Raw genomic sequence first — 20,768 nt, forward strand, 5'->3', positions numbered from 1 at the left:
TTGTTCGGGTGTGGGGTAAAATCGAAACGAATAGGCTTTTTCCATACCTCACATTTTAGCATATATTTCGTAAACGATGCTCATATTTAACAGTAAAGCCGTCGTAGAACGACGGGGTTTCAGACCCAAAATTTTCGATGAGCAACGATTATCAGCGTCAAGTGATTGATTTTTATGCCCGTCGTCACGATTACGATAACGATTTTACGCAAGCTCGCGCCCTTAAATTAGTAAATTATCTCTATTTACAAAAAAGCCAATCTGTGCTAGACGTGGCAACGGGAACGGGATTTATAGCGGTCGCAATTGCCCCAAAAGTAAAAAGTGTCATCGGGGTTGATTTCACGCCGGAAATGATTGCCAGAGCCGAAAAAAAGCTAGAAGCATTAAATATCGAGAATATTGACCTAATTAACGCTGATATAGCTGCCATTGACTTTGCCGAGTCTAGTTTCGATCTGATTACCTGTTCTCTGGCGATTGCACTTTTCCCCGATATCCCGCAAGTGCTGGCAAAATGGTATCAATGGTTAAAAAAAGGCGGTTTGATCGCCTATCGGCTGCCGAAATTGCGACTCTAGTGAACAATTATCGCCGAGAAATCGAGAAAAATGCCACCGATCAGGGGGTATGGCAAGATGCAACCACCTTTTTTATCACTGCTAGTAAAAGTTAGAAAAAGATCATGAGTCAAGTTAAAACCATCTCTGGACGAGCTTTACCCTTGCGAGGCAACGATATTGACACCGATCGCATTATTCCGGCTCGTTTTTTGCGTTGTATCACCTTTGAAGGTTTAGGCGAACAAGTGTTCGCTGATGATCGAGCCGCTTTACAGGGGAGTCATCCTTTCGATCTACCCCAGTACCAAGGGGCGAAAATTCTGGTAGTCAATGGTAATTTTGGTTGTGGCTCTTCTCGGGAACACGCACCGCAAGCGATTTTACGTTGGGGAATTCAAGCAATTATCGGGGAAAGTTTCGCCGAAATATTTTTTGGCAATTGTATCGCTAATGGGGTTCCCTGTGTCACTGCTGAGGCAAAAACCATCACCCATTTACAGGATTTAATTGCCGCTAATCCCGAAATTCCCGTCGATCTTTCCTTGACAACCATGACAGTGGAATGGGGGGATTTTGTCGCTACCGTGTCTATGAATGAAGGTTCCCGACAGATGTTAATAGAAGGGGGTTGGGATACCTGCGGACAGCTGTTACAAAATCTCGATCTGATTCAATCTACCGTGCAAAAGTTACCCTATTTAAGTTTCGTCTAGGGAAACAATCTAGGCTGAGGGTGCGTTAGCAATAGATTAACGTACCCCGGCAAGGATTTTGTTGGAGATGCAGCAGCTGTAAATATTAAAAAATCTGCCCTATGACTAATTCTGATAATAATCTCCAAAATATCCAAGAACCGATTTTAAACGCTCCCGAAGATGTGCGAAAAATCATCGATCGCGTTTTAAAATTGGAAAGAGATAAGTTATACCAGCGCAATCCTCGCAATATCAATGATGATGTTTTAACAATTATTAAAGAAGTAATTCAATAATCAGTTATCAGTTATCAGTTATCAGTTATCGGTTTACTGAAAAAACTTCCCCATCATCCCCTCCATATAAATATGAAACTACTATCAATAAAGTTATGTAATTTTCGACAATTTTATGGTAAGACTCCTGAGATACATTTAGCGGCGAGTTCTCGCAATACGACGGTAATTTATGGCAATAATGGGGCAGGAAAAACAACAATTTTAAATGCTTGTACCTGGGTTCTTTATGAAAAATTTACAGCAGCTTTTGCCGAACCAGAGTTATTAGTTAATAAACGGGCAATTACCGAAGTAACAACGGGAACCTCCATAGAATGTTCCGCGGAAGTAAACTTTGAACATGAAAATAAACGCTATCAGGTAAAACGAAAATTTTTCGCCTACCAAGATGTAAATAGTAAGATTAAATACGGTTCAAATAGTTTATATATGCTCTACGCTGGTGATGATGGTAATTGGTACACACCCAATCAACCAGCGGAGGATATTATTAATCAAATTTTACCCGAAAGTTTACACCGTTATTTCTTTTTTGATGGGGAATATATCGATCATCAATTTCGTAGTAGTAGCCAAGGTAAAATCGCCGAAGATACAAAAGAATTATTGGGAGTTAAAGTATTAGATCGAGCGATCGAGCATTTAAAAAAAGCTAAGAAATCTTTACAAGATGAGCTTAAAGATTTAGGGGAATCGGATTTAAAAAAGTTATTAAAACAGGAAAGTAAAATTGAGCAGGATTTCGAGAAATTAAAACAGCGTCAGCAGGATATTATTAGCCAGTTATCCCAGCAAGAAGAATTAAAAAAAGCCGTGACTAATCGCTTACTAGAGTTAAGTGGTGCCGAGGAATTAAAACAGTTAAAAGAAAAATTAGAACAACAGGAAAGAAATCTGCGGCAAGATTTAGTCAGAACTAAGGATAAGTTAAAGAAATTAATTTCTCAGCAAGCTTATCAAGTCTTTTTAAAAGAAATTAATCAAAATTTTCAGCAATTAATCGATCGCCTACGACAACAAGGGGAATTACCCAGTGGTATCAAACAGCAATTTGTCCAACAATTATTAGAGGGGAAAAAATGTATTTGTGGTCAGGAATTACAGGAAAATAGCCAAGCTTATTTACAGGTACAAGATTGGATGAATAAAGCAGGAATGGCCGATGTAGAAGAAGCAGCCATTCGCTTATCTTCCACAGTCAAAGAAATGGATAAAAAAGTCTTAGATTTTTGGCAAGAAGTGGATAATTATCAAGCTAATATTCACCAGTGGCGCTTAGAATTATCTTTAGTAGAATCAGAATTAGATGAAGTGCGGGATAAATTTCGCCATTATCCCGATGAAGATATTAAAAATCTGCAATCTCGCTTAGATGCGATCGAGGATTCCCTAAAAGATTTACGCTTGGAACAGGGCAGCAATAAAAATCAACTAGATATCTATGAAAAAGAGTTAGAATCCCTGCAAAAACAGGTACAAAAACAGCAACAAAAAGAGGAAAAATCTAATTTAGGACAACGACGTATTTTAGCGACTCAAGAGGCAATTAATCGCATTAGTGAGGTAAGACAGAGATTAGAAAATCAGTTTCGTTTGTCCTTAGAAAAACGGGTACAGGAAATCTTTAGCTCAATTTCTTTTACTCCCTATATTCCCCGTATTAGTCCCGATTACGAGGTAAGATTATTAGAAAATACCACAGGATTCGCAATTCCCGTGGCAGCTTCTACTGGAGAAAATCAGATTCTTAGTTTATCTTTTATCGGGGGAATTATCGATCGAGTGCGAGAATGGAGTCAGAAAAATACTTTGATGGGAATTGATAGCAGCACTTTTCCTCTGGTGATGGATTCCCCTTTTGGTAGTCTTGATCATATCTATCGTCGGCAAGTTGCGATCGCTATTCCTAAATTAGCCAATCAGTTAGTTGTTTTAGTGACAAAAACTCAATGGAGAGGAGAAGTAGAAACCGAGATTTCTCCCTATATTGGTAAAGAATATGTGTTAGTTTATAATTCTCCGAAAGCAGATTGTCAAGAGGATTTAATTAATCTTCATGGTGTTGATTATTCTCTGGTTAAACGCAGTCCTAATAATTTTGAATATACGGAAATTATCGAAGTTAATCGATTTTCCTCCTGACTGCTAAATTCTGTTGTTATAACTAGATTTTAACTTCTAATAAAACGATCAATTGCTGTGTTCATTACCCCAACGCGACTGGATAATTCCACAAGTTCCGTGGTGACAATATTATAATCCCCTAAATATTTCTGGAGATTAGTTCCCTCTTTTTGATGGCCAATTTCCACTAACCTTTCCTCTCGCAATTCTTGCAAATGATCGAGGATATTTTCTAAAGTATCTTCGAGGGAAGGTAAGGGAGAAGGAGGATTATTTGCTTGCAAAGCTTGGGTTAATTGCGTCAAAGCTTGGGTTATTTGTTGCGTGAACAGACTTAGATTAGGATGGGGAGGACTACCGCGATATTGTTCCAATTCCGTCAATAAAACTGTCACCCCGCGACCAAAACGAGGAATATAATTACTTAAAGTGATTGCCGGTTCCATTTGTGGAAAGGGTGTGCTAGGATCGTCAATTAATCGTTGTAAGGCCGTTTGCATAGTTGTATTTGCTCGTCGAGCTTTATTGCGATAGGAAGATAAAATTGCAGTTTGATAGGATGATTCTCCTAAATAAACTGCCATAACTGACTGAAAAAATATTTGATTAGCTTCTAATGCTTTAATGGCAGCGAGGGAAAAACGTTCATCTTCATTAACCCGTAAAAAACCGAAGGAAAGTACAAAGGCTAAAGCACTACCGATTAAAGTATAAACTATTCTGATATACTCTAAATTAATCCCGTCATTGCTGGCATCGAGACGACTGATAATTAAAGCAAAAATTGTGATAAAAAATACTGCCAAACTATAGTGAAATCGCACTAAAGCTAAAGCGATCGCTATAGAAATCACCCCAATAATTTCTAACCAGATCGAATTATCTATAATTGGCAACAATGCCAAAACAAAAAACGAGCCTAAAATCGTGCCAAACACCCGATTAAAAAAGCGTTGAAAAGTCAAGCTAAAATCTGGTTTTAACACAATAACTAAGGTTAAACCAATCCAAAAACTATGGGTAATTCCTAGCTTATTATAAATCAAAACTCCTAGCGCACTTCCCAAACCCAGGCGTAAACCATGACGAAATAGGGGCGATTCTAGATTAAAATTAGATTTTAATGGTTCCCACCAAGCTTTTTCTTGACCGTACTCTTTTTCTATCCCTTCAAAGTTCCGCTGCCAAGGATTTTTTTTATCTGGAAATTCCTCGCTTTGCCGCAAATGTTGCGCTGTTTCACTGGCTATTTTTAGCTGTTTAAATAATTTTTTTAAACGATTATTTAATTGGGAAATTGCCACATAACTGCTATAATCATCCTGGGCATTTTCTAAAACTTTAGCTTGCAGGTTTTTTTGCTGCTCGATCGCCTTGAGTAATAGCTGCAAGCGCTCACAATCCGGTCGTTTATTTCTACCCAAAATTAACCCGGCAATATCTTCGCTAATTTCCGCCACTTGCACGAGAATATCTTCTAATAAAATACCCACCGTGGTCAGTTGTGGCAAGGGATGAAGATGAAGCAATTCTCGCAGCGCGATTAAGCTGGTATTAATGCGATCGCTATCTTCAATCAAGACGATTAACAATTCCCGCAGCTCATTCTTTCCCCAACGTCCCCGACGCGTCAAGGTGACAGTTTTCCTCGAACGGAGCAACAGCTGGCGAATTTGGTCAAAATATGGCTCCTCATGAGCATTAGAACGAGAGTGTAAAGGCAAAGAACGGAGATAGGTGGCGATACCCTGAAAATTTTCCGCCGTTACCTGACGTAAAGGCTGATTAGGGCGAAAAGGCCAGATAAACAGGGCTAAAAAAATTGTCCATCCCCCTCCCAACACAGCGATTCCGGCCCGTTGTAAAGCGACGACCATATCTCCCGATGGCAAAGAAACGGCCAAAAGCAGCAATAAACTAATTACTACCCCAGCTAACGCCCCATTTTCCCCGTAAACCGTCAAATAACCCGCTAGAAACAACCCGCAAAAAACTATCACTACGGTCAATCCTAGCCAAGCACTGGCTAATGTGCCGATAATCAAAGCTAAAGCCATCCCGATAGTCGTAGCGACTAGGGTTTTCGCTCTCAGGCAGTAAAGTCCCCCTACATCCGCTAAAATCAAGGTTTGAGCCGCTAAACCGACCATTAACCCCAATTCTGACCGATCTAAAATATCACCGATAATAATCGGCACTGTGATGGCTAATAAAGTCCGAATCCCCCGCTCGATCTCGATATCGCCACTGGGACGCAATAAAAAAGCAAATCGCTGAAGTAGCATATAGCACTTATCTTAATGGTGAGGTATGAGGTTTTCGTTTTCGGGAGTCAGCATTCTCCGAGTCACCTGATTAGGGAAAGATTTCTCTCCTGTCTCCTGACTCCTAACTCCTTAATTCTGCTGTGTTAGGGCAGCCAACGGGGTTTAAAACCAGGGTTGAGTTCTTGAGGTAAAATTTTCGGGATGCTATTGGGACTGAACTGATCAGGAAGCGGTAATAACCAGAGACGACCATCGGCAATACTCGACCCCTCCCCAGTGACTAAATCATTTCCGACTCCAAAAGGTATGGTTGCTAACTGATCAAATAATAAAGCCACGCCATCGGGAGACATACTCATCTGCACGTCACGATAATTAGGTAAGGCCAGCAGGGGGATCATTTTACCCGTTTTTAGCTCAATAATCGCTAAAAATGGTTCTTCTTTCACCTTGCCATCGCTGCCCATAACCAGATCGCTTTTCAGACAGTAAAGGGTTTTTTCCTGTCGCGGTTCAAATTCACAGCTAATAATCGGATTAGCTGTTCTTAATAGTAGTCTTGACTCTCCCTGATCATTGAGCAAAAATAGCGATCGCTGATTATCTGGTTCCGATTTCACCATGAGTTTTTGGCGACCATCCCGGGAAAAAGCGAGTATTTTCTCGTAGGTGGGCAAAAATTGCGGTTTTCCCCCTTGCACATCCAAAGGAATCACCGCTACCCCTCCCGTTTGACTGACAACCGCTTTTTTACCGTCGGGAGATAGTAAAAAAATATCCCCTTGTATTCCTAACGGTCGCGATTGTCCATCATCGCTGATTACCCATAAACTGGCATCCCCCGGATTCCCGTGATTGATTCTCTGCACGATTAGGGTTTTGCCGTTATCTGAGAGATTAAAGCGCAGATTTTGATAGGTTTTCGCGTCTAAAAACCTTTCTATACGACCACTAGGCAAATTTTGACTATTTTCGTCATGATTTAAACCCGTGGTAATTGTGTAAAGTTGCTGTTTTGGGGTATCTCGTCCTAAGTCAGAACGATCGAAGGCCGAGAATAAAATTCTATCCCCCCTCGGATAGATTTGAAAATCCGTGACCACTAGATCCCCAGGGGTAAGGATGGTTTTTTTCAGTTCTGTGACCTTATTTGCCCCCTGAATGATATTACAGACGATTAAACGGCCTCTTTCCTCTTGGTTGACTCCAATATAGGCAAAAGCTCGATCATGGCTGTAAAATTCGCCGATAAAGTCCTCACCTTGGGCAATGGGTAACTTTACTTGATATTTCTTGCCGTAGATGGGCAATTCCGTCAAAGTATAGGTCAAGCGATCTCCGGTCCAGCTAATTTTACCCGGTAAGGGAGGATTGATCACCAAGCTGGTTTCTATATCGGAACGGTCAATCGGTCGATTAAAACTTAAAGTAAAATAATTGTCCCTAACGCCGATTTTTCGCCCTTGCCAGCTAAAATTCTCCCCTCGGGTCGGGACTTGATTTCCCTGGATCAAAATCGACGATATCGCGGCAATTAAAGCCAAAATACTCGCTAACACTAAGCGATCGAACCAAGCTAATCTTTTCATCAGTTATCAGTTATCAGGAGTCAGTTATCAGTAGTCGGTCGTCGGTCGTCAGGAGATTGCTTTTATTTATTCTCCCATCTCCCCCCCCTCTACAATAATTACTCGCAACCAGAAACACCTTGCGCCTGTATCATACTTTGTGCTTTTTGTCAAAAAAACTTTTTTTTTGCAATAAAACTACATAAAAAAAAGATCATCGTTGTGGGTGAAATTGACTAATTTACCCGTCTTAAATAGGATCACCTTCTAGGTTTGACAAGGGTTTCAACCATTGCTGGCTAAAAAAGCACAGAACAACCCATTCTGAAATTTTATCAAATCGCTGTAACCATTGGAACATCGTTGTTAAATAAAAATCTTTCTCAATTAATTCTTAAGAATTTATAAATATTGCGGAATGTTAATTTAAATATTCTCAAGTTTTTACGGTCAATAAATAATTTTTACTTATCTTTGTCCAAAATTGGGTTAGAAGTCAGGAGATAGGAGTCAGGAGTCGGGAGATAGGAGTCAGGAGTCAGGAGTCAGGAGTCGGGAGTCGGGAGTCGGGAGATTATTTTATTTATTCTCCCCACACCCTACACCCTACACCCTACACCCCACACCCCACACCCGTTCGGCTGAGCCCACACCCCACACCCCACACCCCACTTTCTTATCAGCTTTAGTAATGATTGTCATCGGTTTTTTCAATCGAATAAATAAAAACGCCCCCAAAAAGGAAGCGTTTTTTAACTTATCATGAGGACTTAGCAAAATGTGTGCAGAGTTAGAACGCGGATGTTGGATGGGGATCCAGCATCTGTTTATTTTTAACCATCGATCGCCGGCACTGTCAAGGCCATGGGAATAGCATCACCGGAAGCTAAATCGAGGGGGAAGTTATGTGTTCAAGTGTATTTACAGCCCCGGCAATGGTGTCCCTTTTTTGGGTTTATTTATTTCAAAAATTATCTCTTTATTTGTATATTTTTAAACTTGTATAAAATTGATTTAAGTTTTGTAAAAAGTAGTTGACAAAATCCAATCTAGATGGAATAGGACCCTATCCTTAAGGTTGACAAAATGTGGTAAGGTGGACTGAGTAATAAAACTGATCACTAACCTATTATCAGTGACAACTGCCAAATTCACCAGAGAAGGCTAAATATAACTATGTCCAAACGGTTTAAATTCGACTCCTCCGAGATGATTTATCTCACCGATAAACTGATGAATGTGGCCAGCAATCGTTACTCGATCGTCGTGCAGGTCGCTAGACGGGCCAAGCGGGTCCGCTACGATACCGTAGAAAATATCGACGACCCGATGATTAAACCCGTCCAACGGGCTCTGATGGAAATGACCGACGAATTAACCGAACCGGAATTATTACGCGATTAATCCCCTAAAATTGCTGGGGAGCAACCCCTAAACTTCATCGGGGTTGATACCCAGCGCTCTTAGTCTTTCCGCTAGTCGTTGGGCTTTTTGTTCCGCTTCCTGTTTGGCTAAACCTGCTTGAGCGGCGATCGCCCTTTCCTCTCGATACTGGGAAGAAGGCGATTTTTATTGTAGGAAAGGTTAACCATAGCGATTGTTTTGACTAGGGAAATTACCAAGTATTCGGTTGAAAGTCGGCATCATTAATAATAGCCACCGTATCCCCGGAGGGTTTAATCACAAATAGACCTTTTTTATAAGCATAGCGATCGATTCCCTCGTTGATTTCAATTCCTGCCACTGCACCGTAGGCTCGATAGTTTTGATAATGGGGAAAAGCGATTTTAAAACGAGTCAATTTTTCAATAAATTCATCTACATCATCTTGAGATAATCTCGATTTACATTCCACCACCACGAGATCGGTATCATCCACCCCTAGGATATCAATTTCCATGGCGATGCCCTGACGTTTGACTCTAGCACGGGGATAAACTTCTTTAATATCAATGCCTTTTTCCTGAAAAAGCCGTAAAACCGCCGGTTCTACCAACTCTTCCACAAATCGACCCCAGCGAGTGGTCAGACTATCTACCGCTTTGCTGGTTCGTTCTACGGTGCGTTTCAGTTCTGTCATCGAGCGATCGCTTTCTAGTTTAGATTCGGCCAGGAGGTTCTCTATTTCGACTCTATGGCGATCATATTCCTCAGCCCGGCGATCATATTCCGCCTTGGATTGGGCAGCCCGGCGATCATATTCCTCGGCGGAAGCGCGGAATAGCTGGTAAATATCCTCAAGAGTTACTGGTTCACTCATAGACTTGCCTCTAAAACACCCCTGATCATTTTAGCGATTCCGTCGAGAAGCCGGACGAGAGCGAGAGAGCAAAACGGAAATAAATATTAAGAATTATTTAAAAGACTTGACAAATGTGCGGGGGGGTAAAATATGTATGGAATTTACAACGCTCAAAGAGCTTAATTTTAGATGAAACTAAGTAGGGCTGGCTGAATAATGGTAAAACCCTTTTAAAATAAGGCTTTTGACCTGTTAAAATCCGATGTTAGTGCAAGAATATAGGATTGAGACCTTCAAATCTGCCTTCTGCCTGCTTCAATTTCTCTGACAACGCTCGAATTGAGGAATAAAAATGAACATCAAGTTTTCACCTGTTCCTGTTGAAGACCGAGAAAGGGGAAGAAACGGTAATTGTTACAATCCTGGTTCTCCCCTGACTGAAGCCATGAAAAAACAGTTTATGGAGGAGATTAAACCCATCTGTATCGAGATGGAAAGGAAATATGGCGTACCAGCAGCCTTTCTCGGCGGTCAAGCCGTTAATGAATCAGGATTTGGGTTAACTAGAACCGGATATTTTGCCAACAACTTTTGCGGACTCAAATTCGTAGGAGCTTGGGGACGAAAACCTCCTCAAATCATGAATGGTCAAGATTTCGGAGTCGAAACCTATCAGTTAATCGGTCAACCCGATGAAGCTTGGGATGGCTCAGTGCGAATCATCGAAAATTTAGGAGAAGATCGCCTTATCTTTGATGAATCTAGCCGCTACGATAACCGCTATTTCAAGTTTAAAAGTAAGCCTGAATTTTTTGATTTTCTCTGTCGGATTACCTACTTGAATGGCTCAGAAGGCCGACTCTACCCCAAAGATCTCCGCTACATTTTTGATGAATATCGACAAAACATCCAGCGCGGCATGAGTATCCGAGAAAGCTGTTCTTTAGTAGCTTGCCAGTTAGGAAAATCAGGATATTGCCATACGGAGGAAGGGAACGGAACGCCACCCCAGCGCCGATGCAACTATTACTCTAGGGTCATTACTGAGGCAATGGATGAATGGAACACTTACGAATGGACGAAAATTGCCCTAACTCAAAATTGAGGAAATAATATGGGGAGCATCTCATTTATGCAAGCGAGTAATTATACTTGTCCCTAAAACTGGTTTCTAGCAAGGCTTTCAAAATAGCTTGACATAAAAACCTGATTTAGGGGTTACAAAGGTGAGATGCTCCCATTCTTCGGAACTGGGAAGAAGGCGATTTTTATTGTAGGAAAGGTTAACCATAGCTCCTGCAAGCGTGGTATTTCATTGATGCCAATTCTAGCAGATAGCCTCGAGGCGCTCTGACCAAGGTAGTCCTGGCAGCGATAACCACAGCGCGCAACTTCCGCAAGAATGCTAATATAAAAAAGCTATTGGCTAATTTTTTCCTATTTTAACTCGCAATATGCTCCCGTCTAATCTCGATCGCATCGTCGAACGCCTCAAACGTCGTACCGATCCTAAGCAAAAATACGAACAATTACTAGCTTTTGCTAAAAAACTAGAACCAATACCAGAATCTGCCAAAATACCCACTAATAAAGTCCAGGGCTGTGTATCCCAAGTTTATATCACTGCCGACATCGAAAATGGCCAGGTTTGGTACAAAGGCGATTCCGACGCGCAATTAGTCAAAGGTTTAGTGGCTTTGTTAATCGAGGGGTTAAATGGACTGACTCCCTCGGAAATCCTGCAAGTCACCCCGGATTTTATCGAAGAAACCGGTTTAAAAGTCAGTCTTACCCCTTCCCGCGCCAACGGATTTTATAATATTTTCCAATTAATGCAGAAAAAAGCTCTCGGTTTTCAGTTGGGAATGTCCGCTTAGATGTCTAGTTTTCTGGTTCCGGTTCCTTTGATTCGGGAATCTCGCAGTTTTGGAAACGAGTATCCACCAGCGAACGGGTGCAACCCCAATTACTCGGTATTCCCGACGGCCAACCCATCCGCAAAGCTTCCGGACAGATGGCCATCACCGTTAGCTGACAGTCAATTAACTGAAAACCCTCTTTCTCACACTGTTTGAGACTGTGTTTGAGAATGGAATCATTGTTAAATTCGATGGTTTTATTACACTGAATACAGACCAAATGATGATGGTGGTGGGGATAGGGTTGATTGAGTTCGTAGTGTTTATGACCCTCGGCCAATTCCAACTCCCGCAAAATTCCCATCCGCGACATTAGTTTAACACTGCGGTAAATCGTCGATAAACTAATTCCTTCCCCCCTTTTGTCCAGTAATTCCTGCAATTCTTCGGCACTGAGATGATTGCCTTTCGGTAAATTCTGGAAAACGTGCAGAATTTTCTCTCGCTGGGGAGTTAAGCGCCACCCCCGCGCATTGAGTTCCGCTTTCAGGGAGGAGGCAGTGTAGGCAGACATAAGCGATCGACTCTCAATAAAAGCTATTTAATTGACAATGATAGTCGTTTCGGCGAGCCATTGGCAACAGTTTTCAGTAGTTGAAAATTCTCCCCCCATTCAAGTATGAAAAATTACTATGAAATCCTCCAAATTCCCCGTAATGCCAGTAATAATCAGATAAAAGCCGCTTTTCGTCGTCTGGCCCGGCAATATCACCCCGATTATAATCCCAATGATCCAGAGGCAGTGACAAAATTTCGCGAAATTGAACAAGCTTATCGGGTTTTGAGCGATAAAGACAAAAGAAAAGAGTATGATCGCAGTTTATCCCCAGAAATACCCACTTTTAACCGTAGTGCCGAGGATTTTTATCAACAGGGATGGCACTACGCTCAAGAGAAAAATTATCAATTAGCGATCGCATTTTACCAGCAAGCGATCGCAATTAATCCGCAATTTTGGCAGGCCTATCTGCAGCGGGCGGAAGTTTACTACCATAATCAGCAGGATAGGCAAGTTTTAAGCGATTGTCGGCAAGTTTTGCAGTTAAAACCCGATTGTTCCCAAGCTTACTATTACCTCGGTTTATCCCGTCAACGACTCGGTTACACCCAATCCTCCCTAGAAGCTTATGGCAAAGCAATCGCCATTGACCCAAATAATCCCCAATTCTATTATCAAAGAGGATTGGCTCTAGAGGAACTCTCGGAACTGCCAGCAGCACGAAAAGATTTCCAAATAGCAGCCAAGAAATTTAAGCAACAGGGAAATTTTCGCCGCTATCATGCCATTGCTAATAAGTTAAGAGACTCTCATAAAAGTTATCGACAACAGCAATCAATTAAGTGGTCAAAAACTCTTTTTATTGTTTTTAATTTGCTGAAAATCTCTTTTTTATCTTTGCTCAAACCCAAGACTGGTTTAGCAGAGTCTTTTTTAAAGCTTAACCGTAATCAGGCTTTGGCTACGGGGGTATTTGCGGCAATAATCAGCAGTTTTTTTATCGCTTTGACTTGGCAAAACTGGACAGTTAAATCCGAGTTTTTACTGTTATTAGGCTGGGCAGTATTTCCTTTTATTATTCTGACTTTATCTAGTTGTTTGGGCAGAAAATTAAGTAATAAATATGGTAGTATCGTCGGGGATATATTTTTAGGTGGCTTAATAATTTTGCCCTTTTCCCTCGTCATTTGGCTCACTTCCTATTTATCCATAAATGGCGATATTATCGGCGCAATTATCGGTGTAACTGGCGGTTATCTAACCGGAATTCTCTACTATGGTTATCGCCATTTATCCAATATTTCTTCGCCGATATCTTTACTTTTACTCCCTTTTGTGCTAGGTTTTCTTACGGTTAATATCTGGGTAGTTTATTATTATCTCTAAATCTTCTGGGGTATTACAGTTAAATAAAATCTCGGAATTATCGATAATTAATTCCTCCACCACAGCGGCATTTAACCACTTTTGAAAAGAAGTGCCTCCCTGCTTAATATAAGTCTGCAAAGATGCTAAACAACGACGATGATAAAAAGCACAGAGAGGCTCCCAACGATTGCCGCACCGAGGAACCGAAGCCATAGCATTTTCTGGTACAGTGGCTAATAATCTTGACCATTCTTGAATAATTGAAGACCTGAGTAAAGGTAAATCACAAGGGAGTAATAAAACCCAATCGGTTGATACAAAAGTTAATCCCAAGGCAAAGGCCAATAAAGGCCCCCTAGTGGGGAGAGGTTCCTTGATTATTTGGCAGCATTGGGGAATGATCAGTTCATAACGTTCTGGCCAAGGCGTAATCACAGACACTTGTACTGCACAATCTTGGGCAATTAAACAGATATTCTCTAGAAAAGAGACACCCTGAAAAGATAACAATGCTTTATCTCGTCCCATGCGGGAACTTTGACCACCAGCCAGAATTAACGCCGTTAAAGCGGGAAAATCACTCATAATAACCAGTTTTAAAGGATAAACCACAGAGGCACAAAAAACACAAAGAAAAAGACAGAAAGAACAAGAGAGCCTACAAATCTAGGCAACTTGCTCAAACCTATGCTAGTCTCTTGACAATTAATAATGTCTCCCTAAATAAGCAATAGATGAATTCCCATTTAATCAAAGTTCCCTTTGTTGATTTAACTTGGCAAAATCAGCCCCTACAAGCAAAAATTACCAAGGCAATCCAAACAGTTATCGACCGGGGAGATTTTGTTTTAGGCCAAGCTTTAGCCGAATTTGAAACCGCCTTCGCCCAAGCTTGCGGAGTCGAGTATGCTGTGGGAGTAGCTTCTGGCACTGCTGCTCTTGCCCTGGCTTTACAAGCTTACGGCATCGGTGCCGGGGATGAAGTGCTAGTCCCCGCTAATACCTTTGTCGCCACCCTCATGGGTGTTATTCAAGCGGGAGCCAAACCGATTTTAGTTGATTGTCACCTCGAGACGGCCTTAATTGACCTTGCGGCGGCCGCCCAAAAAATTACCCCCAACACCCGCGCCATTCTCCCAGTACACCTGTACGGACAGATGGTATCACCCCAACAATTACAGGATTTTGCCCGCAGCCATAGTCTGATTATCTTTGAAGATGCGGCCCAAGCCCATTTAGCCAGTAGAGAAGGTTATCGCGCCGGCAGCATCGGTGTGGCGGCGGGGTTTAGTTTTTATCCCAGTAAAAATTTAGGCGCTTTTGGCAATGGCGGAATGTTAGTGAGCAATGATCCTGAAATTAGCCAAAAAGCCCGCAGTTTAAGAAATTATGGCGCACCAAGCAAGTATTTCCACACCGATATCGGCACTAATAGCCGTTTGGATAGCATACAAGCCGCCATTTTAAACATTAAATTACCCCATCTGGAAGGCTGGAATCAGACCCGTCAGCGAGCGGCAAGACAATATGATTGGCTGTTGGCTCCTTTAGCCGATAAGGGCATTTTACCCATAAGAGACGAAACCGAGACTGGTCATGTCTATCATCTCTACGTTATTCGCCTCCTCCCCCATTGTCCCGTTGATCGCCAACAACTACAAGAACAATTAACTGCCGTCGGTATTCAAACTGGCATTCATTATCCGATTCCTTGTCATCTACAACCGGCCTATCGCTACCTGGGTTATCAACAGGGAGACTTTCCCAATGCAGAGACTCTCTGTGAAGAAATTGTCTCTCTCCCCATGTACCCCGGCATCCGGGAGGAGCAAATTGCCATCGTGGTTGAACAGATCACTGCGATCATCGGGTAACATAAATTCAGAATTTGTCACTAAATCGCTCTGTCCTATGGGTATTAGTCCTTCCTTATCCACCGTCTCCCAGAAAAATCGGCAATCTTGGCTGATGATCGGTTTCTTGGCGGTTATCTATGGTCCGGTGATCTTTCACTGGTACGATGGTTGGCTGAATAAATCGATCAGCACCGAACACGAGTACTTTAGCCACGGCTTGATCGGCCTTCCCTACGCCGCCTATATTGTCTGGCAGAATCGCAAAAAATGGCAACGCCTCGAAGATCGCTCCTACCCCCTCGGAGCGTTTTTGTTAACCCTAGGAGCGATTTTGTATCTCCTCGGTTCCTCCCTTTGGGTTAGTATGTCTTTTCCGATTATTTTAGCGGGAATCTGTCTCTGGTTAAAAGGAAGGGAAGGTTTTAAATTACAGGGAGTTCCCCTACTTTTAACAGCCTTAGCGACTCCTAATCCTATCCCCTACCTGATCGCTCCTTATACTCTACCCCTACAGGTTTTTATTGCTGCTTGCTCTGGTTTTATTCTCCAGCAAGCGGGCCTAGATGTCTCCGTTGACGGTATTTATGTGGCGGTAGAAGGTAGGACGGTGGAAATCGCTCCCTACTGTGCGGGGCTGAAAATGTTATTTACCAGTCTCTACTTCACGCTGCTGCTACTCCATTGGACTGATACTATCGAAAACGGCCGTAAAACCCGCTTTATGCTCCTTAGTGCCTTTGGAATTAGTGTCGGAGCTAACATCATTCGTAACGCGCTTTTAGCTTGGTTTCACGGCACAGGACAGGAGGAAAACTTTACATTATTCCACGATGGCTGGGGGGGCGATTTATACTCCGTCTTGATGTTGTTACTGATCTTTTTGGTCTTCCAAATCATGCAGTATCACGAGGTAGTCAGGAAACAGTCCCTGGCTCAAGAGGAAGTTAACCAGGATGATTAGTCGAAAAATTCCGGACGAGGTAAGTTTAGTGTTAGATAAAATCAAAAAAAAGCTACCGGGTAATTATTTACTGCTGTTGTGCTTGCTGCTGATTTTGATTTTAGGGGGTATCTTACCCAATTTAATTTCTGGCCAGTGGTCTTGGCTGGATCAACCGAGAATCGGTAATATTCAGAAAATGCTGGCCCTACAAGAATCGGGAATCAAGCTCTCTGACCTGAAAACCACCGACCGGAGCCAAGGTGAAATTGGTGAGGGAAAATGGTCGGTACAAGTGGTGGAAAGTCCTGAGGGCAAGAGGATCACCGTGCTTTTAAAGCCACAGGTTTACTATAAAAGTCAACCAAGAGTAGAATGGTCCGATATCGCTTCTATTGGTCGTTGGAATCAGGGGGAAACAACCGAGCTATCAATTCCCACCCAGTCAGGAGGAAAGGCCACGGCTAGATTCTATCGGGCTTGGACACAAAGCACTTTTGCCGTGGTGCAATGGTATGCTTGGCTAGGTGGTGGTCATTACGATCCCTCGGTGTGGTATTGGCTTGACCAATGGGCGCAATTAAAAAGACAAAGAGTACCCTGGATAGCCGTTTCCTTGCTGATTCCCTTAGAACCGATGAAAGAACTGCAAACTCTCACTCCCTTTGCTCTCAATCTCGCCACGGAAGTGCAGAATTACTTAGAACAAAATGTCTTAAGTCAATTAACTTCTCTGCCTGAGACCAAAAAAGAAAAGTAGTTTTTCTGCTCCCAACTATCTGTTTAAAAAAAACTAGCTCAAGGCACTTTTCTAGTCCTTAATAGCTTCTTTGTTCCTCTCCCACTAGATAACTCTCAGAAAATAAATTGATATATCTGTATGATTCCACCAATGCTCAACAAGTTTTTGCCAGTTGGTTTATTCAGAACCGGGGCCATAGCCTTATCAGGGTTTAGTCTGACAGGGTTCTTATGGGTAATTCCCTCCGAGAGCCTCAAGGCCCAGGGTCCTTTGTCCATTCCCCAGACTCAACCCGGATCTGGGTTAGAATTTTTGCCCCCCGAACCGCCTAATCCCACCTTTCCTGAAAACACGATTCCCCCCGCTGGCTACAGTCCACCGGTTTACTCTCCCAATAATCCCCAATCCCGACAAATTCAGACCTATCGACTCGATATAGGCGATCAAATTACTGTCTCGGTTCCTGATTTTCCCGAATTTAATTCCGCAAGTCCGGTGGATCCCGATGGGAATTTTCTAGTGCCGATTTTAGGCCGCATTCCGGTACTCGGCTTGACTTTAGACGAAGTGCAAACTAAAATCCGCCTCGAATTGGGGCGAAAATACTTGCGGGAGGAACCAGAAGTCATTGCTGTTCTAACCACTGCCCGTCCCGTCCAGTTGACCATTCTGGGAGAGGTCCAGCGACCGGGGTTTTATAGTATTGCTCCTAATACTTCCCTAGTACAGGTAATTTTGGCAGCGGGTGGTGGCACTCCCAGAGCCGATCTGCGTTCGATCCTTGTCCGTCGGGTTTTAGTCGATGGTACAGTGTTAGAGGAGAAACTTGACCTTTATACTCCCTTGATTAAGGGGGAACGCTTACCAGATCTGCGTCTGCAAGGAGGTGATGCCGTGGTTGTTTCCAAGTTAGAAGTGGGCCAAGAAACGGGATATAATCGCACATTGGTGGCTAGAACCACCCTCGCCCAGCAGAATATTACCGTCAGGGTTTTAGCTCCCTCAATTCCTTCGGGAATTTCCCTGAGAAATGTTTCGATTCCTAATGGCAGTACCTTCCTCGATGTGGTGGCTAGTTTACCGGTTTCCGATCGCCTGCGGATTAATGTCAATGAAGTGTCCCTGCTACGTTTTGACAGTGCCAAAGGGGGAATTGTTAGTCAAACTTTGAGTCCGATAGCGGCAGTTAGGGGAGATATCTCCCAAAATATTCCCTTAGAAGATCAAGACGTAATTATCGTCACCCGCACCCTATTAGGGGAAATTTTCGCCGCTTTTAATATCATTACCCAACCCATTCGGGATATTTCCAGTTTTACCAATACAATTCTCGACTTTGGCAATCAATTCAATAACTTCAATAATTGAGGTGCAACTTGCTCCCTTCACTCCTTAACACAACTTCATAAGCTAGGATTTCAAGGACGAGAATAACTCTTGACCGCTAAAATGTAAAAAATCTGGGAATATATTAAAAAGCTATGGCTCTACCAATTGTTAAACGATTTCTCATCTCGCTAGATCAGAACAAATTTGTGGGAATATTCGTGTTCCTCGTCTGTTTAGGTGGTTCTGCGATCTTTGCTCTCCTCCCCGATCCGGAGAAACCCCCCACATTTTATCGGGCGGTGGGACAACTAGCCTATCGGGTACCGCCGCCAGCTTTTACCAGTACGGGAACCCAACTGCAAGAACAAGGACGGGCTATCGATCGCGATTTACTGCTATCTCCCCGGGTATTGATCAATACAGCCAAAAAATTGCAATTTAATCAAGAACAGCTCGTTAAAATTCGCGATCAAGATTTAAAAATCACCTTCCCGGGTGAAGCGGAGGGAAAAAATAATAGCGATCAACCCCAAGAGATACTTTTAGAGTTAACGGCCGACTCCCGGGCCAAGGCGGAGTTAATTCTCGAAACCTTGATGAAGGAAATGGTGGAATACAGTCGCTGGATTAATACTTCCCAGTTACGCGCCCGCATAGAAGCTCTCGGTGTCCGGCTTAACGAAGTCCAAAAAGATTTAACCAGAGCCGAAGAAAAATTTTATCGCTACATTAGTAGCCAGGGTTCAGATTTACTGGCCATTCAAGATGGGAGTTTATTCGCCGCGATCACCAGTAGTCAACAGCAACAGCGAGAAATTCGTCTAGGACTGCAAGGCATTCAAGGACAAATTGATAGTCTGAGTAAACAACTCGATTTAACCCCCGATCAGGCCTACACCTCCTCAGCCCTTAGTGCCGACCCGATTATTGCCAGTATCCGAGCGCAGATCTTGGACACAGAGGCCCAATTGGAGCGACTAGAGAAGGATTTACGTCCCGAACATCCCGCCGTAGTTAAATTACGCAAGCAACAGGAAGTTAACGAATCTCTCTTACAAAAAAGAGCCGCCGAGGTGATCGGAAAAGATGGTGTCCTGACCTCTCTTCCCAGCAATCGCATCCGTCAGCAAAGTAATCTCGATGCCGCCCGTCAACAACTAGCGGGTCAATTAGTCGCCCTGCAAACTCAGCGCGAGGGTTTGATGAAACAATTAGAATCCTTAGTGACTCAGGAACAGCAATTACGCTCCCAATACGAGAAATTCCCCGATAAACAGCTACAGCAAGCTCGTTTAACCCAAGCCGTCGCCTTTCAAAGGGGCATCTACGAGAATATTCTCAATGCGCTGGTGGATGCTCAGGCTGCAGAAGCGGAAACCGTGGGTAGTCTCACCGTCGCCCAACCGCCGGTCGCTGAACCGATCGAACAGGTGTTTAACCGCAAGAATCGTCTCTTGATTCTCTTGGCGGGTGCTGGTTTGGGAACTTTAGCCGGATTGGGTGTGATCCTGCTGTTAGCAGTGATCGATGATCGCCTGCACAGTCCCCAAGAATTGCGGGAAGCTTTGGTTAGTCAGGATATACTACTCTTGGGACAATTGCCCATTGTCCGGAATTTAGAGGGCGAGGAAATCGATCCGATTCTCGCCGATGCTAATGCCAATTATCTCCCCTACTACGAACGTTTACGCAGTACCCTGCGACTTGTTGGCGGCAGCGAAAAGGTGAAAGTGGTTGTTGTCACCAGTATTACTGGCGGAGAGGGGAAAACCGCCACTGCCTATAATCTGGCCATCGCCGCGGCTTTAGCGGGCCGACGGACTCTGTTAGTCGAAGGAGATCTGAGAAGTCCTTCTAAGTCCGAAGAAATCGGAGTCACTCCCGATCCCAATTCTTTCCGAGAACCCCTACTTTACTACGGGGCAAAAAGTAAATCGATCCGGCTGGCCCCAAATATAGAAAACCTTTCCATTTTGCCTAGTCCCGGTCCGCAAAAACAAGCGGCAGCTATCATTGAATCGAGCGAATTACAATTGATTCTCAAAGATTCTAGCGGCCGTTTCGATCTGGTGATTGTCGATACTCCTTCTCTGTCTAGCTGTAATGATGCGCTGCTCTTAGAAGAACTAGCGGACGGGATTATTCTGGTAACGCGCCCGCCCATAACTCGTTCTAGTCTCTTGAGTGAAGCAACTGACCAGTTAACAGAAGCGGAAGTGAAAATTTTAGGGGCGGTGATTAACTACGTCGATATTACACCGACTCTCAACACCGCCGAACCAGGACTGCCGCCTTTGATAGTTCCCCCAACACGAGGACAAATAGAGACAGAGGAAGTGAAGGTGGAGGTATAAATG

Annotated in this window: 19 protein-coding genes and 1 pseudogene; 13 read left to right on the forward strand and 7 right to left on the reverse strand. The window is 43.1% G+C overall.

What is annotated here, in order from left to right; genetic code table 11:
- Nucleotides 1–45, reverse strand: a 45-nt coding sequence (locus tag O9323_RS22770; protein WP_353737100.1) for a helix-turn-helix domain-containing protein, incomplete at its 3' end; no start/stop codon positions are given.
- Between the two features lie 92 nt (nucleotides 46–137).
- Here O9323_RS22770 and O9323_RS18210 point away from each other — a divergent pair.
- The 4 genes from O9323_RS18210 (at nucleotide 138) to O9323_RS18225 (ending at nucleotide 3,699) form a co-directional block, all read left to right on the forward strand.
- Nucleotides 138–581: a class I SAM-dependent methyltransferase gene (locus tag O9323_RS18210; RefSeq protein ID WP_149108096.1), complete on the forward strand. Its 444-nt coding sequence runs from the start codon at nucleotides 138–140 to the stop codon at nucleotides 579–581.
- A gap of 104 nt (nucleotides 582–685) precedes the next feature.
- On the forward strand, nucleotides 686–1,276 hold the full coding sequence (leuD, locus tag O9323_RS18215; protein WP_024970544.1) for a 3-isopropylmalate dehydratase small subunit: 591 nt from the start codon (nucleotides 686–688) through the stop codon (nucleotides 1,274–1,276).
- A 101-nt stretch (nucleotides 1,277–1,377) separates the two neighbouring features.
- Complete coding sequence (locus O9323_RS18220) at nucleotides 1,378–1,554, forward strand: hypothetical protein (protein WP_002740601.1); 177 nt, start codon at nucleotides 1,378–1,380, stop codon at nucleotides 1,552–1,554.
- 72 nt (nucleotides 1,555–1,626) lie between these two features.
- On the forward strand, nucleotides 1,627–3,699 hold the full coding sequence (locus O9323_RS18225; RefSeq protein WP_069475606.1) for an AAA family ATPase: 2,073 nt from the start codon (nucleotides 1,627–1,629) through the stop codon (nucleotides 3,697–3,699).
- Between the two features lie 29 nt (nucleotides 3,700–3,728).
- Here the strand turns inward: O9323_RS18225 and O9323_RS18230 are convergent, their stop codons facing one another.
- Nucleotides 3,729–5,966 (reverse strand): FUSC family protein, encoded by a 2,238-nt coding sequence (locus O9323_RS18230; protein WP_288125529.1) that lies wholly within the window; start codon nucleotides 5,964–5,966, stop codon nucleotides 3,729–3,731.
- A 125-nt stretch (nucleotides 5,967–6,091) separates the two neighbouring features.
- Nucleotides 6,092–7,537 (reverse strand): Ig-like domain-containing domain, encoded by a 1,446-nt coding sequence (locus tag O9323_RS18235; protein ID WP_149108098.1) that lies wholly within the window; start codon nucleotides 7,535–7,537, stop codon nucleotides 6,092–6,094.
- 1,155 nt (nucleotides 7,538–8,692) lie between these two features.
- On the opposite strand from O9323_RS18235, the gene O9323_RS18240 reads away from it, so the two are divergent.
- A complete protein-coding gene (locus O9323_RS18240; RefSeq protein ID WP_002737694.1) occupies nucleotides 8,693–8,920 on the forward strand; it encodes a DNA-directed RNA polymerase subunit omega in 228 nt (75 codons plus the stop codon).
- 27 nt (nucleotides 8,921–8,947) lie between these two features.
- On the opposite strand, the pseudogene O9323_RS18245 reads toward O9323_RS18240, so the two are convergent.
- Together O9323_RS18245 and O9323_RS18250 are read right to left on the reverse strand one after the other, a co-directional pair.
- Nucleotides 8,948–9,064, reverse strand: a pseudogene (locus O9323_RS18245) (Uma2 family endonuclease); the annotation flags it as partial.
- Nucleotides 9,065–9,131: 67 nt separating this feature from the next.
- Nucleotides 9,132–9,776: a DUF3782 domain-containing protein gene (locus O9323_RS18250; RefSeq protein ID WP_288125530.1), complete on the reverse strand. Its 645-nt coding sequence runs from the start codon at nucleotides 9,774–9,776 to the stop codon at nucleotides 9,132–9,134.
- Nucleotides 9,777–10,110: 334 nt separating this feature from the next.
- Here O9323_RS18250 and O9323_RS18255 point away from each other — a divergent pair, with 334 nt between their 5' ends.
- Both O9323_RS18255 and O9323_RS18260 read left to right on the forward strand, forming a co-directional pair.
- Complete coding sequence (locus O9323_RS18255) at nucleotides 10,111–10,863, forward strand: glucosaminidase domain-containing protein (protein WP_002755682.1); 753 nt, start codon at nucleotides 10,111–10,113, stop codon at nucleotides 10,861–10,863.
- Nucleotides 10,864–11,212: 349 nt separating this feature from the next.
- Nucleotides 11,213–11,635 carry a SufE family protein gene (locus O9323_RS18260; protein ID WP_002755684.1) on the forward strand — a complete coding sequence of 141 codons (423 nt, stop codon included), beginning with the start codon at nucleotides 11,213–11,215 and terminating at the stop codon, nucleotides 11,633–11,635.
- A 4-nt stretch (nucleotides 11,636–11,639) separates the two neighbouring features.
- On the opposite strand, the gene O9323_RS18265 is transcribed toward O9323_RS18260, so the two are convergent.
- A complete protein-coding gene (locus O9323_RS18265; RefSeq protein ID WP_002737956.1) occupies nucleotides 11,640–12,191 on the reverse strand; it encodes a ferric uptake regulation protein in 552 nt (183 codons plus the stop codon).
- Nucleotides 12,192–12,296: 105 nt separating this feature from the next.
- Between O9323_RS18265 and O9323_RS18270 the strand changes: the two genes are divergently transcribed.
- Nucleotides 12,297–13,562, forward strand: coding sequence for a J domain-containing protein (locus O9323_RS18270; protein ID WP_288125531.1), 1,266 nt, complete (start codon nucleotides 12,297–12,299; stop codon nucleotides 13,560–13,562).
- On the opposite strand, the gene O9323_RS18275 is transcribed toward O9323_RS18270, so the two are convergent.
- Nucleotides 13,515–14,129 (reverse strand): molybdenum cofactor guanylyltransferase, encoded by a 615-nt coding sequence (locus O9323_RS18275; protein ID WP_287232700.1) that lies wholly within the window; start codon nucleotides 14,127–14,129, stop codon nucleotides 13,515–13,517. The genes O9323_RS18270 and O9323_RS18275 overlap by 48 nt on opposite strands.
- A gap of 149 nt (nucleotides 14,130–14,278) precedes the next feature.
- Between O9323_RS18275 and O9323_RS18280 the strand changes: the two genes are divergently transcribed.
- The 5 genes from O9323_RS18280 (at nucleotide 14,279) to O9323_RS18300 (ending at nucleotide 20,765) form a co-directional block, all read left to right on the forward strand.
- Nucleotides 14,279–15,418, forward strand: a complete 1,140-nt coding sequence (locus O9323_RS18280; RefSeq protein ID WP_288125532.1) for a DegT/DnrJ/EryC1/StrS family aminotransferase — start codon at nucleotides 14,279–14,281, stop codon at nucleotides 15,416–15,418.
- Nucleotides 15,419–15,455: 37 nt separating this feature from the next.
- Complete coding sequence (gene crtB / locus O9323_RS18285; protein WP_288125533.1) at nucleotides 15,456–16,361, forward strand: cyanoexosortase B; 906 nt, start codon at nucleotides 15,456–15,458, stop codon at nucleotides 16,359–16,361.
- The gene (locus O9323_RS18290; protein ID WP_024970934.1) at nucleotides 16,354–17,100 is read left to right on the forward strand and encodes a cyanoexosortase B system-associated protein; all 747 of its coding nucleotides are present in this window, start codon (nucleotides 16,354–16,356) and stop codon (nucleotides 17,098–17,100) included. Before crtB ends, O9323_RS18290 begins: the two co-directional genes overlap by 8 nt.
- A gap of 132 nt (nucleotides 17,101–17,232) precedes the next feature.
- On the forward strand, nucleotides 17,233–18,450 hold the full coding sequence (locus O9323_RS18295; protein WP_002773033.1) for a polysaccharide biosynthesis/export family protein: 1,218 nt from the start codon (nucleotides 17,233–17,235) through the stop codon (nucleotides 18,448–18,450).
- 113 nt (nucleotides 18,451–18,563) lie between these two features.
- A complete protein-coding gene (locus tag O9323_RS18300; protein WP_149108104.1) occupies nucleotides 18,564–20,765 on the forward strand; it encodes a GumC family protein in 2,202 nt (733 codons plus the stop codon).
- Nucleotides 20,766–20,768: the final 3 nt, after the last annotated feature.

It is taken from the genome of Microcystis sp. LE19-131.1A (assembly GCF_027532015.1).
Lineage (GTDB): Bacteria > Cyanobacteriota > Cyanobacteriia > Cyanobacteriales > Microcystaceae > Microcystis > Microcystis ichthyoblabe_A.

What these genes read in the sequence shown, in the direction of transcription:
- O9323_RS18250 (WP_288125530.1), bottom strand. Translation starts at nt 9,776, where the DNA reads ATGAGTGAACCAGTAACTCTTGAGGATATTTACCAGCTATTCCGCGCT.
- O9323_RS18225 (WP_069475606.1), top strand. Translation starts at nt 1,627, where the DNA reads ATGAAACTACTATCAATAAAGTTATGTAATTTTCGACAATTTTATGGT.
- O9323_RS18265 (WP_002737956.1), bottom strand. Translation starts at nt 12,191, where the DNA reads ATGTCTGCCTACACTGCCTCCTCCCTGAAAGCGGAACTCAATGCGCGG.
- O9323_RS18210 (WP_149108096.1), top strand. Translation starts at nt 138, where the DNA reads ATGAGCAACGATTATCAGCGTCAAGTGATTGATTTTTATGCCCGTCGT.
- O9323_RS18270 (WP_288125531.1), top strand. Translation starts at nt 12,297, where the DNA reads ATGAAAAATTACTATGAAATCCTCCAAATTCCCCGTAATGCCAGTAAT.
- O9323_RS18240 (WP_002737694.1), top strand. Translation starts at nt 8,693, where the DNA reads ATGTCCAAACGGTTTAAATTCGACTCCTCCGAGATGATTTATCTCACC.
- O9323_RS18295 (WP_002773033.1), top strand. Translation starts at nt 17,233, where the DNA reads ATGCTCAACAAGTTTTTGCCAGTTGGTTTATTCAGAACCGGGGCCATA.
- O9323_RS18290 (WP_024970934.1), top strand. Translation starts at nt 16,354, where the DNA reads ATGATTAGTCGAAAAATTCCGGACGAGGTAAGTTTAGTGTTAGATAAA.
- O9323_RS18235 (WP_149108098.1), bottom strand. Translation starts at nt 7,537, where the DNA reads ATGAAAAGATTAGCTTGGTTCGATCGCTTAGTGTTAGCGAGTATTTTG.
- O9323_RS18255 (WP_002755682.1), top strand. Translation starts at nt 10,111, where the DNA reads ATGAACATCAAGTTTTCACCTGTTCCTGTTGAAGACCGAGAAAGGGGA.
- crtB (WP_288125533.1), top strand. Translation starts at nt 15,456, where the DNA reads ATGGGTATTAGTCCTTCCTTATCCACCGTCTCCCAGAAAAATCGGCAA.
- O9323_RS18220 (WP_002740601.1), top strand. Translation starts at nt 1,378, where the DNA reads ATGACTAATTCTGATAATAATCTCCAAAATATCCAAGAACCGATTTTA.
- O9323_RS18260 (WP_002755684.1), top strand. Translation starts at nt 11,213, where the DNA reads ATGCTCCCGTCTAATCTCGATCGCATCGTCGAACGCCTCAAACGTCGT.
- O9323_RS18300 (WP_149108104.1), top strand. Translation starts at nt 18,564, where the DNA reads ATGGCTCTACCAATTGTTAAACGATTTCTCATCTCGCTAGATCAGAAC.
- O9323_RS18230 (WP_288125529.1), bottom strand. Translation starts at nt 5,966, where the DNA reads ATGCTACTTCAGCGATTTGCTTTTTTATTGCGTCCCAGTGGCGATATC.
- leuD (WP_024970544.1), top strand. Translation starts at nt 686, where the DNA reads ATGAGTCAAGTTAAAACCATCTCTGGACGAGCTTTACCCTTGCGAGGC.
- O9323_RS18280 (WP_288125532.1), top strand. Translation starts at nt 14,279, where the DNA reads ATGAATTCCCATTTAATCAAAGTTCCCTTTGTTGATTTAACTTGGCAA.
- O9323_RS18275 (WP_287232700.1), bottom strand. Translation starts at nt 14,129, where the DNA reads ATGAGTGATTTTCCCGCTTTAACGGCGTTAATTCTGGCTGGTGGTCAA.